General features: G+C 64.9%; 14 protein-coding genes. 5 read left to right on the top strand and 9 right to left on the bottom strand.

What is annotated here, in order from left to right; translation table 11 throughout:
- The first annotated feature begins 60 nt into the window (after positions 1-60).
- Positions 61-807 (top strand): pirin family protein, encoded by a 747-nt coding sequence (locus ACFC4D_RS13765; RefSeq protein ID WP_376063126.1) that lies wholly within the window; start codon positions 61-63, stop codon positions 805-807.
- 72 nt (positions 808-879) lie between these two features.
- Positions 880-1266 carry an STAS domain-containing protein gene (locus ACFC4D_RS13760; protein ID WP_376063125.1) on the top strand — a complete coding sequence of 129 codons (387 nt, stop codon included), beginning with the start codon at positions 880-882 and terminating at the stop codon, positions 1264-1266.
- A 13-nt stretch (positions 1267-1279) separates the two neighbouring features.
- Here the strand turns inward: ACFC4D_RS13760 and ACFC4D_RS13755 are convergent, their stop codons facing one another.
- The 4 genes from ACFC4D_RS13755 to ACFC4D_RS13740 all read right to left on the bottom strand — a co-directional run bounded on the left by ACFC4D_RS13755 (position 1280) and on the right by ACFC4D_RS13740 (position 6607).
- Positions 1280-1738 carry an ATP-binding protein gene (locus tag ACFC4D_RS13755; protein WP_376063124.1) on the bottom strand — a complete coding sequence of 153 codons (459 nt, stop codon included), beginning with the start codon at positions 1736-1738 and terminating at the stop codon, positions 1280-1282.
- A 204-nt stretch (positions 1739-1942) separates the two neighbouring features.
- Positions 1943-3961 (bottom strand): CocE/NonD family hydrolase, encoded by a 2019-nt coding sequence (locus tag ACFC4D_RS13750; RefSeq protein WP_376063123.1) that lies wholly within the window; start codon positions 3959-3961, stop codon positions 1943-1945.
- A 63-nt stretch (positions 3962-4024) separates the two neighbouring features.
- The gene (locus ACFC4D_RS13745) at positions 4025-5422 is read right to left on the bottom strand and encodes a lipase family protein (RefSeq protein WP_376063122.1); all 1398 of its coding nucleotides are present in this window, start codon (positions 5420-5422) and stop codon (positions 4025-4027) included.
- Positions 5423-5584: 162 nt separating this feature from the next.
- Positions 5585-6607 carry an AraC family transcriptional regulator gene (locus ACFC4D_RS13740; protein WP_376063121.1) on the bottom strand — a complete coding sequence of 341 codons (1023 nt, stop codon included), beginning with the start codon at positions 6605-6607 and terminating at the stop codon, positions 5585-5587.
- A gap of 140 nt (positions 6608-6747) precedes the next feature.
- Between ACFC4D_RS13740 and ACFC4D_RS13735 the strand changes: the two genes are divergently transcribed.
- Positions 6748-7188: a YdeI/OmpD-associated family protein gene (locus tag ACFC4D_RS13735; RefSeq protein WP_376063119.1), complete on the top strand. Its 441-nt coding sequence runs from the start codon at positions 6748-6750 to the stop codon at positions 7186-7188.
- 17 nt (positions 7189-7205) lie between these two features.
- Here ACFC4D_RS13735 and ACFC4D_RS13730 read toward each other — a convergent pair whose 3' ends face one another.
- The gene (locus tag ACFC4D_RS13730) at positions 7206-7595 is read right to left on the bottom strand and encodes a hypothetical protein (protein ID WP_376063117.1); all 390 of its coding nucleotides are present in this window, start codon (positions 7593-7595) and stop codon (positions 7206-7208) included.
- 53 nt (positions 7596-7648) lie between these two features.
- On the opposite strand from ACFC4D_RS13730, the gene ACFC4D_RS13725 reads away from it, so the two are divergent.
- Entirely contained in the window at positions 7649-8686 is a 1038-nt protein-coding gene (locus tag ACFC4D_RS13725) for an oxygenase MpaB family protein (RefSeq protein ID WP_376063116.1), read from the top strand.
- 111 nt (positions 8687-8797) lie between these two features.
- Entirely contained in the window at positions 8798-9478 is a 681-nt protein-coding gene (locus ACFC4D_RS13720) for a hypothetical protein (RefSeq protein ID WP_376063114.1), read from the top strand.
- A gap of 11 nt (positions 9479-9489) precedes the next feature.
- Here the strand turns inward: ACFC4D_RS13720 and ACFC4D_RS13715 are convergent, their stop codons facing one another.
- The 4 genes from ACFC4D_RS13715 to ACFC4D_RS13700 form a co-directional block, all read right to left on the bottom strand.
- Positions 9490-10416, bottom strand: coding sequence for a LysR family transcriptional regulator (locus tag ACFC4D_RS13715; protein ID WP_376063113.1), 927 nt, complete (start codon positions 10414-10416; stop codon positions 9490-9492).
- Between the two features lie 370 nt (positions 10417-10786).
- Positions 10787-11788, bottom strand: coding sequence for a zinc-binding alcohol dehydrogenase family protein (locus tag ACFC4D_RS13710; RefSeq protein WP_376063112.1), 1002 nt, complete (start codon positions 11786-11788; stop codon positions 10787-10789).
- A gap of 59 nt (positions 11789-11847) precedes the next feature.
- Positions 11848-13530 carry an FAD-dependent oxidoreductase gene (locus ACFC4D_RS13705; RefSeq protein WP_376063110.1) on the bottom strand — a complete coding sequence of 561 codons (1683 nt, stop codon included), beginning with the start codon at positions 13528-13530 and terminating at the stop codon, positions 11848-11850.
- Positions 13530-15734, bottom strand: coding sequence for a molybdopterin-dependent oxidoreductase (locus ACFC4D_RS13700; protein WP_376063108.1), 2205 nt, complete (start codon positions 15732-15734; stop codon positions 13530-13532). The genes ACFC4D_RS13705 and ACFC4D_RS13700 overlap by 1 nt, the downstream gene beginning before the upstream one ends.
- Positions 15735-15780: the final 46 nt, after the last annotated feature.

The following is a 15780-nucleotide window of genomic DNA, read 5'->3' as shown; positions in this document are numbered from 1 at the left end:
GGGAATATCCGCCCGCCGCCGCACGCTGGACGGTCAGCGACCCATGGAAGGCGGTTCTCGATGTCGGCACCAACGGCCGTGGTCAAGGTGATTCGCAGCGCGGATCGCCACCACTGGCGCAATGAATGGCTGGACTCGCGGCAATCGTTTCCGGCCACCGGCAATTTCGATCTCGCCGCCAACGCGCACGGTTTGCTGATGGTGCACAACGAGGATTTCGTCGATCCCGGCGAAGGCTTCGACACCCATCAGCACCGCGATACCGAGATCATCACCTGGGTGCTGGAAGGCAGTGTGGTGCACCAGGATTCGGCGGGGAACTCCGGCATCATCAATCCGGGCCTGGCGCAGCGCATGACGGCGGGAACCGGAATTCTGCACTCGGAGAAGAACGGTGCGGGCCGTTACGAGAAGCCGACTCTGCATGTGGTCCAAATGTGGCTCCCCCCGGACGAATCCGGGCTCACGCCCGGCTATCAGGAGATGGACGTCGCGGGAGAGTTGGCACGCAATTCACTGGTTACCGTCGCGTCGGGCATACGCCGCCATCGCAATGAAACCGCCATCACATTGCACAACAAATATGCCGCACTTCACGTCGCACGCCTGGAGCCGGGCTCGACCGTGACTGTTCCGGACGCTCCGTTCGGCCACGTATTCATTGCGCGCGGACAGGTCGAATTCGAGGGATCGGGCCGCCTGGAACAGGGTGATGCGGTGCGCCTCACGCGAATTGGCGGCCAGTCCATCACCGCCGTCGAACCCAGTGAGGTCCTGGTCTGGGAGATGCACGGCGAGTTCGCCTGACGCGCACGCCGATCAGCCGATTCAAGCGCGAACCGGATTTGCTCGTCGGTGGCAGCCCATATAGTGCGCACTGTGACGGATCAGGAGCAGGAATCGCGTACGCCCGACCTTCGTGTCGAGCATCGGATGATCGGCGAGGTCGCCGTGGTGGCGATCCAGGGGGAAGTCGACAGCAGCACGGCCGGGCAACTGGCGGCTGCGGTCCAGGCCGGTCTGGACCGGACCCGCGCGGCGTACTGCATCTTGGATCTGACCGATGTCGAATTCCTCGGTGGCGCGGGTTTGAAGACCCTGGCGGCGACCAATCTGGTGGCCGAGATACGTCACGAACCGCTGCGCATCGTGGTCGATGCCAACCGTCCGGTCATCCGGCCGCTGGAGATCTCAGGTCTCGAACACGTCCTGGAGCTCTATCACACCGTCGAGGAAGCGCTGGCCGGTCAAGGCGGGTCGCTGTGATGGGTCGGCGATCCTAGGAATCGTTGCGGGTGTCGCTCTGCTTCGGTTCGAACGCGGTGGCCAGCGGGGAGAACCGCGGACGATCGAGGGGAAGTTCGGCCCAGACCGTCTTGAAGCCCTCGTAGTGCAGCACTCCCCAGTCGGTGGCGAGGCGGTCGATGACGATCATGCCGCGCCCACCGGCCAGATCCGGGGTGCGCACGCGCGGGTCACCGGAGCCGCTGTCGTCGACCTCGACGCGCAATCGCCCGGCCAGCAGCTGTAGGCGGCAGCGACGCGGTGATCGGCCGTGCTCACGCGCGTTGGCGACCATCTCCTCGATCACCAGTACCGCGTCTTCCACGGTGACGCCGGTGCCGGGCGCCAGCAGTTCGCGCACTGCCTCGCGGACCTGCCAACCCTGCATTTCCTCGAGATCGAATTGGGCCACCTGCCCGCCGTCACCGACAATCACGGGTAGGGGTTCGGTCATCGCGTTCACCCTCCGCTCGCCAGATCAAGACAGCCCTCGGCTACCCGAGTGCTCGGCGAGGAAACCCGCCAGCCCAACACACTGTAGAACGCGTTGACCGCTCTCCCAAGAAAACAACGGTCTGCGAGGTTGCGAAGACGACCGTCCGGTCAGCGATCCGAGAGGTATTTCGGCTGCTGTGGCCCGGTTCTCGTGAACTGCTGGCTACCGCGAAGCAGCCGGTGCAAGTGGGATTGTCAGGAACGACGCGGCGGTGTCGTCGCGATGGATGTCGTAGGAGCTGCCGAGCAGGGCCGGATAATCCTTAGAATTGAGGATGTGGGTGGGGAAATCACCTGTGCCGATCGTGATTTGGAGGCGGTGGCCCGGCGCGAAAACGTGGAAGGCGGGGCGGATCTTGATGGTGTATTCGGTGCTCTCGCCGGGGATGACCGGGAGCAGGGAGTCACGGGTGCCGGGATGGAATGGGCCCTGCACGGTGCCATCCGGCGCGCGCCAGGTCCGATTGTCGTCCAGGGCACGGTAGTTGCCTGCCAGTTGGCCGTCGGTGAGAGCGGTAACGGTGCCGTCGGGGGCGATGTCCTGGACCGTCACGTTGAAGGCCGAAGCCGGTTTGTTCGAGACGGCGAACAGGGTGGCTCCGATCGGCCCCGCGAGCAGGGTCGGCTCGGTGAAGGCGTCGGTGGTGTAGGTCGGGTTCGTCAGCAGGCCGGGCACGCTGGGATTCGCGGGGAATTGGGCGCAGGGATCATCGATGCCGATCATGGAGGTCAGCAGCTGGAATACGCCGGAGAAGTTCCGGGAGTAGCTTGCGTTGCAAATGGTTCCCGCGTTGACCGGGGTGAAGTCGACGCGGTCCGAGGCGGTCACGTCGGTGGGCTTGTCGGGTGAAAGCCGGTTGCCCGCTTGCAGATACAGGCGTTGGGTCGGTGCTTGGCGGACCGGATAGGTCGCGCTCTCGATGACATTGCCGTTGACGTCGATGGCATGCAACGGAGTCTGTGTTTCGTCGATACCGTTGTGATCGTCCTTGAGCCAGCGATCGAACCAGGCCAGCTGAATGGCGTGCATGTCGATATCGTCGGTGTTGCGCTGACTGCCGGGTTGGATGTGAAACCAAGGGCCGGTGAGCATTTGGAATCGTCCGCTCGGTGATGCGTCCAACGGCATGGGGCCGTCGTGGGGCCGTCCGGCGTAGGCGTTCTGCAATCCGGCGAAGGTGCGCGGAGTGCCGTCCTGCAGTAGATCGTATTGGCCGCTGATCAGATAGGTCGGAATGTCGTTGGCGGCAATCTGTTCCAGCACATTGTCGATGGCGCGCGATTCCCAGTACGGGCTGTTGTAGAGCTTGTCGCCGTCCAGCAGCGCGTTGATGATCGAGGGCCAGGTGCCGTCATCGCGCAGGTGGGTGAGCAGGTGGTCGACGAACACGCTCAGCGCCTTGCCGGGCTCGCGGTACAGGCCCATGATCGGGTCGATCTGGGGCAGCGCGGTGATCGGGAACGCCAGGATCGAGGTCAGGAAGGCGATATTGAGGAATCCGTCGTGATCGAGCAGGTCCTGGAACATGTGATTACCCGGCATGAGCGGGAACAGCGCCTTGATCGGGGACCCCGGCTCCATGACGCCCGCGGTGAGCAGCTCGCTCATGCCCAGATAGGACAGGCCCCACAGGCCGATCTCGCCGGTCGAATTCGGCAGTGCCGCAGCCCATTGCACGACTCGCTTGGAATCCTCGCGTTCCTGCGGTTGCAGAATGCTCCAGTTCCCGTTCGAGGAGCCGGTACCGCGGATATCGACGATGACGCTGATGTAGCCGCGCCTGACGAAGTAGTCGCCGTATCCCGCCGCGTCGGTGAGCTGTTTGGCGACATCGATGACCGAGGGCAGCGCGTTCTGGAGTGCGGGTCCGATCCCGTCGTAGGACAGCAGCCGTAGGAATCCGGCGCTGTCCTTACCGTAGGCGGTCTGGGTCATGACGATCGGAAACGGCCCGGCCGCAGGCGATCCCGAGGAATCGGTCGGGTATCGGACATCGGCGCGCAGGATCACCCCGTCCGCCATCGGGATCTCGACGTTCTTGTGTTCGCCGACGCCGTAGAGCTCCGGGCCGGGATTCCAGCCCTCGGGTAATCCGGTGCGGGCGTTGGCCTTCGGAAGAATATTGTCCGGCGCGGGAGCGGCACTGACAGGCAGAACGACCGCGTACGCGATGGTGAGCATCAAGGCACCAATGATGTTGGCACTGCCTAGGATTCGAACAGTCGTGCGATTCACTGACCGACCTCAGTTCTGCTGTCCGATGGCCTGACCGACGAGCGCCTGCGCCAACGGCGGCAGAATCTCCGCCAGTGCCTGCCCGAACTGCGGTTCGGTCAGCGTGCTCACCGGGCTGCTGATATCGCAGCCGACCGGCGCGGGCACGCCATTGAGCCGATCACGCAGCCAATGGAAGGCTCCGGGTAGATGGGTGGCGACACCGGAGATGTGTTCGGCGGCGAACTCGCGCACATAGGTGACGCTCGGCGCGCCTTCACGGCAGTACTTGTCCACTGCCGCATCGGTTCCCGCGATGGGAATCAGTTCGTCGTTCTGCGCGTGATAGAAGTAGATCGGCACCGAGGGCCGCTGCTGGCCGAGGGAGTTGTCCGCGATGGCATCGCGAATCTCGGGCAGCGCCAAGGGATCCGAACCACCGAAGGTGCCCAGATAGTTGAATCCCGGAAACAGCAGCGCGCCTTGGGGATGGCACAGCACCTTCTTCGAGGCGAGCACGAACTGGCCGAGCAGGTCCACCCGCTCGCGCAGCACCCGCGCCATCTCCGGATACTCGGTCGCCAGACCCGCGAACGAGGCCGAGATCAGTCCGGCGTAGACGCCGTTGTTGTTGTGCCGGACCACCGCGGCGTAGTCCCCCGGGGCGACGCCACCGGCGGCCGCGCCGACGATATTCAGTTCCGGCGCATAGCTTTCCTTGATTTCCGGGACGAACGAGCTCGGAATGGTGCCGCCCGAATAACCCCACAGCGCGACGGGAGTCTGCGCACCGCTCAGCTGTGCGGGCTCGAAACGCTCGGCGGCACGGATACCGTCCAGAGTGGCCTGCGCGTTCATACGCGCGGCCCCGTACGCCGAATTCGGTCCCTGATAATCCGGCAGCGCGACGGTCCACCCCTGCCCGATGCCCGCGGCAATCGGAATGAGCGTTTCGGCGGCATTGACATAATCCGCCGGAATGGCACCGGATTGGATGACATAGGACGGTGCGCAGTATTGCGCGACACTGTCCTCGGCGATCTGATACGACAGGAGTTTGCGCCCGCCCGCCGGCGCCTCACCGCGAGGTTTGAGCACGGTCGTGACGGTAGCGATGGCCTCACCATGCGAGTTGTTCGTGCGGTAAAGCAGTTGCCACGCATCGATATTGAGCTGCACCAGACCGAAGAACGCGGGGTTTACGCGGCGCACGCGCAGAATCTCGCCCGGCTCGGCCGCGGTGACCACACCGGCTGCCGGTCGATAGAAATCATCCAGTTCCGGCGGGAGGGTCAACGCCGGGGCCGACTCGATCGGCAGCGTGCTCGGATCATCCGGTGCCGCCTGCGCCGAAACCGTTGAGACCCAAGGCGTCAGCAGCACCGCGACACCGAGGATAAGTACGCGCCCTGCGCTGCGCACGTTCATCCCGAATTGCCTTTCCCGAACGACGAGTGGAATTCGGCGAGCGTAGACACAGCATCGGCGCATTGACCAGGCTGAAAGCGCGATATGCGCGAATCGAGCGCTGCGGTCATATATTCCGAGAATCGCGGTCATTCCCAATGAGCGCGCGATCGGCTCCCCGGGTCAGACTCCCGCGCGGTAGGACCCCGGCGGGCTACCCGTCCAGCGGCGAAACGCCCGCCGGAAGGCACTAGGTTCGGAGAACCCGAGCCGACCCGAGAGTTCCTCCACGGTCTCCTCACCGCGCGCCAGTGCCGCGATCGCCGCGTCCCGCAGAATGTCCTCGCGAATCCGGGTGATGGAGGTGTGCTCCTCCCCCAGCCTGCGGCGCACGGTCTGCGGACTCAACGCCAGGCACTGCGCGATCTCCTCACCGGTCGGCCACGCACCGGTCAAGCCGCGACTCAGGATCCGCCGCACCTGCTCGGACAACGTCGTTCCGTACTCACGTCGAGTTAGCAGGTCTGCCGGGGCGTTGCGATCCCACTCGATCAGTGTCTCTTCGGTCTGAGTGATCGGCGATGACAGCACCGAGCTGTCGAAAACCAGTGTGGCGGACTCACATCCGAAGACCAGCGGTGCGGCGAACACCAGATCGAGATCGGCGGCGTTCACCGGCCTCGGAAACGGAAAATCAACCTGCCGCAAGGGAATTCGCCGCCCGATCCCCCACGCCATCATCCGATGCGCCGAGGCCAGCAGAAACGAAGTCATCAGATGCGCAGGATCATTGAGCCCAGACACATCGATGGTGAACCGAGCACGCGCCCGCTCGGTCATGGTCGTCATCATCGGCAACCCGGGTGCGAGCCGGTGATACTCGGCAAACCGCGCCAACGCCGCCCCCAAATCCGGACACCCGATCACCCCGAAACAGATCAACCGCAACGTCCCCCGCGGCACCGGCCGCGTCCCCAACCCGAACATCTCATCATCGGAGATCCGCCACAGCTCCCGCACCGTGCGAGTCATCTGCTCGACGGTGACCCGCGCCCGATCCTGCCCGATCAAATCCGGCGCCACCCCTACCGACCGCAGCAACCCCTCGGTATCGACACCGCGAGCGGCCGCCAGCGCGACCGCCGCGCGTACGAAATCGATCGGCACGGTCCGCGCAATATCCCCCGATGCCGTCCTCCCCGCCACGCACCCCTCCTGCCCATGCCCGTCGAACGCGACCGTACCAGGGCAAACTGGCCATAAATCGCCAACAGCCGCCGATGAGTTCCACGCAATCCCGCCGTCTACCCACTCGAAAGCTGCACACATCACAGAAGGAGCCCGCCATGAAGTTCACAGCAACCGTCTTGCTCGCGGGCAAGACAGCGACCGGCGTCGTGGTGCCGCCCGAGATCGTCGAAGCACTGGGCGGCGGCAAGCGTCCGAAAGTCCGGGTCACCATCGGGGACACCACCTTCCGCAACTCGGTGGCCCCGATGAACGGGGTATACATGCTCGGCCTGAACGCCGATGTCCGGCAGCAGACCGGCATCGCCGCGGACGACGTCATCGAGATCGATCTCCAACTCGATACCGAGCCCCGCGTTGTCGAGGTCCCCGACGACTTCGCCGCGGCACTGAACCGTGAACCACGCGCAGCCGCCGCCTTCGATCAACTGTCATACAGCAACCGCCGCGCCCACGTCCTGTCGATCGAGGGCGCGAAGACCGCCGCGACCCGTGAACGCCGCATAGCGAAGTCCATCGCCACACTTTCAGCCGACTAGCAGCCAGTCACCTGAAATCATCGATGCTTCAACGAATGTGTCACGCCAGCGGAAAGAATCAGGCACACGAGCCAGAGCAGTATGTCTACCGTATTCACGACAATCAAGGGAATGTTGAAGGACACCAGAGATTCCGGTGAGTTCATCAGGACATGATTGTCGAATCTCAGCTCCCGATGCCCCCTGGCAGCGAACATGGCTTTGGCGAACTGCATGAGAATCGAGACCGCTGCGGCAATCAAGACGGTAACCGAGCGCCCACGAGCGACCGGCGATCGGACCGCGATCATGGCCGACATAAGCACTACTCCGAATGCCGCGAGCCCGAGGAATCCGACCGCGATCGAATGCGCCGTCAACGACTCGGATTTGGGCAGCGGGGACAATCGCACCGATACCGCGCCCACGAGTCCAACCGCACAGAGCACACTCCGCGATCGGCTGATGGTGTACAACACTCTTGCGATCCTACGGTCCAGCCCGGGTATCCCCGGGGAATGAGCGTACGACGGCAGAATTACCCAATCGCAGCACTTCTCACTTTTCCCGCCCGGCTTCGGTAGTGTGTCCAATTGGCCTGCATCTCTCGATGTTTCTCGCGCCAATAGAACTCCTTATCTTCTCGCTACAACACGCAGAGATGGAGACGAACATGGACGGCATCGCGAGGCGGGGCGCGGCCCCGGCGGAACCCCTCGGACCGGGCAGTGTGATCTGGCGTTTGGCAGGGGATCGAACCGTGAGCTTGCAGGGTGCGTCGTGTCTGCTGATGCAGACCGCGCATCCGTCCATCGCTGCGGCGGTGTTCGATCATTCGGCGTATGACGCCGATCCGACCGGGCGGTTGATTCGAACCATCGATTCGATCCGGCGGCTCATTTATGGCGGGCAGGGTGCGCTCGACGAATCACAACGACTGTTCGAGTTGCATAAATCGATGAAAGGCATTGACGCAGAGGGCAATCGATATCACGCGTTGCACCCGGAAGCCTACGCGTGGGTGCTCGCGACGCTGTTCGACGGGCTGGTTCGCTATCGCAGGGCGATCAACGCGCCGGTGTCCGAACCCGATCGCGAACTGCTGTATCAGGATTGGCGTCAGGTCGGCGCGGTATTGGGGTTGCAACCCTGGCATCTCCCGCCGAACGTCACAGAGTTCGACGAGTACTACGAAACGATGATCGCCGAGCGATTGCAGACCGGCCGCGTATTCCACCGGATGTTCAAAACTCTGGTCATGGAGTCTGCGATGGCCTCACCGGTGCCGTACCTGCCCAATCCTGTATGGAGTCAGCTCCGTCGGCCAGCAGGTTCGTTCGTGCGGTTGTTCGCGGTCGGTCTGCTGCGGCCTACCGCCCGCGCACAATTCGACATGGCGTGGAACGCGCGGGACCAACGACGCCTCAACAGGTTCGGGACCACCATCCGGACCGTCAATTCCGCCGTACCCGCACGGGTGCGCCTGGACCGCATCGCCAGCGCGGCCCTCAGGTCGTGAGCCGCACAGCGCGCCGATGACACCTCGCCCACCGGTTCGGTAATGCCCTTCCGATGTGCCGCGATATACGGTGCAGAATATCGGCTGCTCGTGCATGTGAGGAGGGTCTGCATGTCCGATGCTGATCCCCGGGATCCCCGCGCTCAGGAGGAGATTCAGGAGGCGGTGCGCAGAGCCCGGCAGGGTGCGCTGAGCGGATATATGTCCGAGCAGGACATTGTCAACGCGGCGGCCGGGTACCTCGGAACGGACTTCACCGGCAGCCCGGGCATCGACCTCGAGATTCGGCGTGAGGTCGGTCGCCAGGGCATGGAATCGACCACCGTGTACGAACATGCTGGAACCAAGTCGGCTGCGCACCCGCCCGCGTTCCCGACCGATATCGAATCACCCACGGCCGAACCGGTTTTCAGTCTCACCGTCGATCACTGGCTGGTGGACCAGGAGATCCAGCCTATGCGCGGCTACGCAGCCTACGACCGCGCCCTCATGAGCAACAGGTACGACCCGACCTGCCCTTCTGGTTTCTATCGCGGATACCTCACGGCCCTGGTCGGTCTCGCCCAGTCCGTCACCGTCCACGATTCCCTGGACCATCTCCAGGCAATCGTCGAACACCTCGATGGCGCGTTCCGCACCTGGAACGGCACCGCCGATGAGACCACCGGTGCGGCCTTCGCCCTGACCAACGCCTGGGCGTACACCGAATCCGGCTCGTCCGTCGCCGACATCATCGACTTCCTGTACGGCGAAATAGCCTGCATCGCGGACTGTTTCGCACTCACCCGGTGACGCGGGCCGCGTCAGAGTTCGAGCGAATCCGCTGAGCGCTGCACCGCGGCATCGAGGCGAGTACTGCGGGCGGTCTCGTTCAGCGCCCGCGCCACCATGGACACCGGCTCGACGGACGGGGTGATCAGCGCGATCATCGCACTGATCGAGGGATTCTCGAGCCGGAGCACACGCGCGCCCGCCGGTGGACGCATGGTGCGCAACCAGGTCGAGGGTATCACCGTGGCCCAGCGGCCGGTCGCCACATGCCCGAACAGTGTTGCCACCGAGTCGGTTTCGAGCTGGGGGCTGGCAACAAGGTTTTGGGTGGCCAGCGCGTCATCGACGAGTTGGCGGGCACGCATCTCCGAATTGAGCAGGCACAGTGGCAGTTCCACGACCTCGTTCCAGCTGAGAGTGCCGGATTGGCCGGTGAGCAGTTCGTTGCCCGCCATCAGCACCTGCTGTTCGAAATACAGTGGGGTGACGGTCAACCCGGAGGTGTCCTGCCCATCGGGGTAGATGACCCCGGCATCGAGTTCACCGCGCCGCAATCGATCCACGATCTGCGCCGATCCCAGACTGCCATGCAGCCGCACTCGCACCAGGGGATGCTCGGCGCAGAACGGGTCGGTGAGCAGGGCGACCGTAGCCGCCGCGGCGGGAATGACACCGATCCGCAAATCACCGGTCAACCCGTTCTGCAACGCCACGACCTCTTGTTTGAGCGCATCGTGATCGGCCAGAATCCGGCGCGCCCACAGCACCAGTCGCTCACCCTCGGGAGTAAGTCCCTCGAAGGTCCGACCGCGCTGGACCAGCGGAACCTTCAACTCCTGCTCCAACTTTCGGATGGCCTCGGACAGCGCGGGCTGGGACACATAGCAGGCCGCCGCGGCCCGCGCGAAATGCCGCTCCCGAGCGAGCGCGACGAAGTATTCGAGCTGGCGAAACAACATCCCGCTATTCGACCATGCCCCAGTCGATCTCGAACCGACAACGCGTGCCACCTCGGTGCGGGGACCACTCTCCGATCACTGATAGATCTCCCCGATCGTCGCGAAATCCGCACCGGATACCCGACCAACGGGCCGACTGCATACCGCACGCCGCTCCCCCGCCAGCGCGGCCAACGACACTGCACCCACCCCTGTCGGTGGCCGGTCATCGGAAGAGCCTCGATTGATCGAAGACGCCGATCGAACTGCCCGACATCGTTGTTGAACTGCGAGTCGCCCCTGACGGAAGCTTGATCGGCAGGGGCCAGGCCCAGTGCAGCCGCCCGCAGCCCAAGCCCGGCCCCTGCTTTCCTCAGCGCCTAGGGCGGATCTAAGGCACCAGCACTGCCGCGCCCGTGAAGCGTCCGTGCGCCAGGTCGGTGAGCGCACGGTCGGCGTGATCGAGCGGGTACGGGTGGACGGTCACTTCGAGCCGGTGCTTCCCGGCGAATTCCAGGAACGCCCGGGCATCGTCGCGGGTGTTGGCGGTGACCGAGCGAATCTCTCGTTCCTGGAAGAGATGCCGCTGGTAGTTCAGGACCGGGATATCGCTGAGGTGGATTCCCGCGATGGACAGGATCCCGCCCCGGTCCAGGGCTTCGAGCGCGGGCAGCACCAGCTCACCCACCGGTGCGAAGAGAATCGCGCCGTCGAGCGCGACCGGCGGCGGGTCCGCGGCCCCTTGCGCCGAACTCACACCCAGTTCCATTGCAAGCCGCCGTGCCGCGCCATCACGGGTCATCACATGGACCTCCGCGCCTCGGGCAAGAGCGACCTGCGCGGCGAGGTGGGCGCTACCGCCGAACCCGTAGATGCCGAGTCGCCCGCCTGCCGGAAGCGCGGCGCGTTCAAGTGCCCGATAGCCGATGATTCCGGCGCACAGCAGCGGCGCGAGCTCGGCATCGCTATATCCGGTAGGCAGTCGGTGCGCGAAATCCGCTGGCACCGTGGCATATTCGGCGTAGCCGCCGTCCGCATCCCACCCTGTGTAGCGCGAATTCGGGCAGAGATTCTCCGCGCCACGCAAACAGTAACGACACCGCCCACAGGTATGTCGCAGCCACGCGATCCCGACCCGCTCCCCGACCGCGAATCCCCCGGTATCACCGGAGCCCAGCCCCACAACCTCCCCCACCACCTCATGCCCCGGCACGACCCCGGGCCGATGCACCGGCAGATCCCCTTCCGCCACATGCAGATCCGTCCGGCACACCCCGCAGGCCAGCACCCGAACCAGCAGCTCACCCGCCCCCGGTTCCGGCGTATCCAGATCCACGAGCCGCAACGGCCCGTCATCGATCGCCCCCGGTCGCTCAACCCGCCAAGCGCGCATTTCTCGAGCGTAGTTCACCGCAGCACACACATACGCGATGCCGCGTCGTAGCGTGCGGATCAGCGCGGGAGCGCTGCTGCGCGCAGTTCGGTGATATCGGTGAGCTTGGAACGTGGCTTGTCGTGCAATCGTCCGATGTGCCGTTCTTCGGAATCGATGGCCTGCCAACCGGTGAGGTCGACGAGGTTCGGGCGGCGTTCTCGGATGAGCGCTTCGAATTCGAGGGTCGAGGTCGTGGGGGCAGTGAGATGACCGGCGGCGAAGTCGGCGAGTAGTTGTCCGACGGTCTCTTTGGCGCAGGCTTTGTTGGTGCCGATGACTCCGGAGGGGCCGCGTTTGATCCAGCCGGTGGTGTAGACGCCGGTGAGGACCGAGTCGGTGGCCGGGTCGTGCACGCGGCCCGCATCGTTGGGGAGCACTGCTCGGGAGGTGTCGAAGGGCAGGCCGGGCAGGGGCGCGCCGCGGTATCCGATTGCACGCAGGATCAGTCCGGCGTCGATGGTTTCCTCGATGCCCGTCGGGACCACCCGCAATGTTCCGGAGGGGTCGGGCCCGAGACGGTTTCGGGTCAGCCGCAGGCCGGTGACGTGATCGCTTCCGAGGATTTCGGCCGGCGTGGCCAGGTAGCGCAGCACGATCCGGCGGTTGCCGGATGTGGTTGGGCGCGTGGAGTATTCGGACGCGATCCGGGTCTTGTGCCGTAGCGATGACGGACTCGCGGGATCGTGCACCATCGAGTGGCTGGCGGAGTCCAGCTCCGTTTCCGACAGGTAGGTAATCACATCCACGCCGGGCAGGTTCGACAGTGCGAGCAGTTCCGGCGTCGTGTAGGCGGCCTGCGCGGGGCCGCGGCGGCCCACCACGACGACCTCCTCGATAGCGCTGTGCCGCAACGCGTTTACGGCGTGATCGGCCATATCGGTACGCGCCAGCCGATCGGGATCGGTGACAAGTACCCGGGCAACATCGAGTGCGACATTGCCGTTTCCGATGATCACCGCGCGAGTGCCGGACAGGTCGAAGGCCCGATCGGCATAGTCGGGATGGCCGTTGTACCAGTTCACGAACTCGGTCGCCGAGACACTGCCGCGAAGTTCCTCGCCCGGGATGTCGAGGCGGCGGTCACCGGCCGCGCCGTGCGCGTAGATCACCGCGTGATGGTGTGCCAGGAGTTCGGAGTGGGTGAGGTGGGTGCCGACCTCCACGTCCAGGTACAGGCGGACGCGGTAGTCCGACATCATCGGATCGAATACGCCCGCAATCGATTTGGTCGCGGGGTGATCGGGTGCGACGCCGGCGCGAATCAGCCCGCCCGGGGTCGGGAGCCGGTCGAATATGGCGACTTCGACACCGCGATGCTCGAGCAGTTCGCGCGCGGCGTAGCTGCCCGCCGGGCCGGATCCGACGATCGCCACCCGCAACGGTCCCGGTGCGGGCGTCAGAGCCGGTGCCGGTAGGTCGACCGGGCCGAGGGTCTGACGGATCGGATTATGTTGGTAATAGGCGGCATTGATGTCGAGGTACGCGGTGTCGATGCCGGTCAGAGCGTCATCGCGGCTGATCGCGCCAACCGGGCAGGTGGGTACGCAGACGCCGCAGTCGATGCAGGTGGCCGGGTCGATGTAGAGCATTTCGGTGGTCGCGAATCCGGGCTCGTCCGGGCCGGGTCGAATGCAGCCGACCGGGCAGACCGCTACGCAGGAGGCGTCATTGCAGCAGGCCTGGGTGATCACGTGCGCCATCAGCGTGCGCCTTTCTCACCGAGGATTCCGAGTCCGATCGCAGTGGATGCCGACAGTGGTTCGACCGCGACGGGCAGACCGCAGAAGGCCGCGTTGCCGGAACTGTCCAGCAGGTTCGGATCGGTGATGTCGTTGATGCTCTCTCCCGCAACACGATTGGCGACCCCCAGGCGCACGCCTGGGCGGTTGTGCCCGAAGCCGTGTGGCAGGCTGACCGTGCCCTCCATCATGTCCGGGGTCTGTTCGACATCCACCCGGATGGCTCCAATGCTGGATCGCAATATCGCCGGTCCATTCGAAAGCCCATGCCGGGCGGCGTCACTCGGATGTATCAGCAGGTGATGACGTGGGTCTCCCGCGACTAGTCGCCCGGAGTTGTGCGCCCAGGAGTTATTGCTGCGCACATGCCTGCGCCCGATGAGCCGCAGCGGCAGCGCCGGATCGACATCGGCGTCCGCACGCAGGTCCGCTGCCAACTGCCGCAAATCGGTGGTGATGAGCTCGGGCAGGAGATGGATCTTTCGATCTCTGGTGCGGACCCGGCCGGCGAATCCCGTACGCAGCGGCCCGAGGTCGATACCGGACGGGGCGGCAAGCAGTTTCGCGATCGACAACCGGTAGGGACCGGTCCGTAGCAGCAGGTCCACCAGGCGCCGGGGTGAAAGCCACAGCCGCACTTGGGTTTCGACATTCTTGGGGCGGCGCAGCGATTTCAGCACGCCTAATGGTGAGCCCGCGAGCCTGCGTTGATATCGCAGGCCGAGGTCACGGAAGATCTCCCAGTCATGCCGCGCCCCTTCTGGTTTCGGCAGGACCGCCGGGGAGTATTTCGCGGTATTGCGCACCGCGAAGGCACGGAAGATCAGATCGTAGTGGTCACGCTCCAACGCCGGGGTCGGCGGCAGGATGATGTCCGCGTGCCGGGTGGTTTCGTTGAGGTAGAAATCGACCGCGACCATGAAATCGAGCCCGGCCAGCCCGTCGTCCAAGCCGCGCCCACCGGGTGTGGAGAGCACAGGATTGCCGCTGACCGTGACCAGCGCCCGCACCTGCCCTTCACCCGGGGTGGCGATCTCCTCGGCGAGCGCCGCCACGGGTAGTTCACCGCCGAACGGTCGCAGACCCCGCACCCGGCTGCGCCTGGACCCGAACCCGCCGCGGCTCAGCAGTTTGGTCACATCGACCGCCGGATCGGTGGGAATGACCCCACCCGCGCGGCCCAGATTCCCGGTGACGATATTGATCACCTGAATCGCCCAGTGGCACAGGGTTCCGTAGCGCTGGGTGGACACCCCGATGCGTCCGTAACAGGCCGCGCCGTCGGCAGCCGAGAACTCCCGGGCCAGACGCGTGATGGTGTCGGCCGGTATCCCGCTGACGCGGCTCGCCACCTCGGGTGTGAATTCCGCTACGGCCGAGCACATCTCGTGGAACTCGGTCAGGTAGTCGGGCAGTTCACCGATACCGTCGGTCAACATCACATTGAGCATGGCCAGCAGTACCGCCGCATCGGTGCCGGGACGCACGAAGATGTGTTCATCGGCCACGGCGGCGGTTTCGGTGCGGCGTGGATCGATCACGACCACCCGGCCGCCGCGCTCGCGGATCTCGCGCAGGCGTCGTGCCATCCCCGGTGCGGTCATCATGCTGCCGTTGGAGGCAACCGGATTCGCGCCGAACATCAGCAGATAGCGGGTTCGATCCAGATCGGGTTCAGGCAGGATCAATTGGTGACCGTAGAGCAGCCATGACACCACGTGGTGAGGCAGCTGGTCCACCGAGCTGGCCGCGAAGTGATTGCGGGTACGCAGTAGCGAACCGAACAGGGTGCCGTGCGTCATCGCGCCGAGACTGTGCACGGTGGGATTGCCGAAGTACACCGCCACCGCATCGGGGCCGTGCTGCTGCCGGATCCGGACCAGGTTTTCCACCACGGTGTTGATTGCCTCGTCCCAGCCGATCTCCTGCCACTGCTCGCCGATCCGCCGCATCGGTCGCCGCAATCGATCCGGATCGTGCTGAATGTCGATGAGAGACACCGACTTCGGACAGACATGGCCATGCGAGAGCGGATCGGCTGCATCACCTCGAATGTCGGTGATCTCCCCACCGGTGGTGGTGACGGCGATCCCGCAGATCGCTTCGCACAGGTTGCATGCGGCGTGGTGGACCGTGACGGCGGGCGTTCCCGATCGGTCGGCCATGGCACGGACTCCTTCGCTGGATGGCGGTATGTCGGCCCACCCTAAC

The sequence above is a fragment of the Nocardia sp. NPDC056000 genome, assembly GCF_042269265.1.
Taxonomy (GTDB): Bacteria; Actinomycetota; Actinomycetes; order Mycobacteriales; family Mycobacteriaceae; genus Nocardia.
This window is presented reverse-complemented; position numbering and strand designations above follow the sequence as displayed.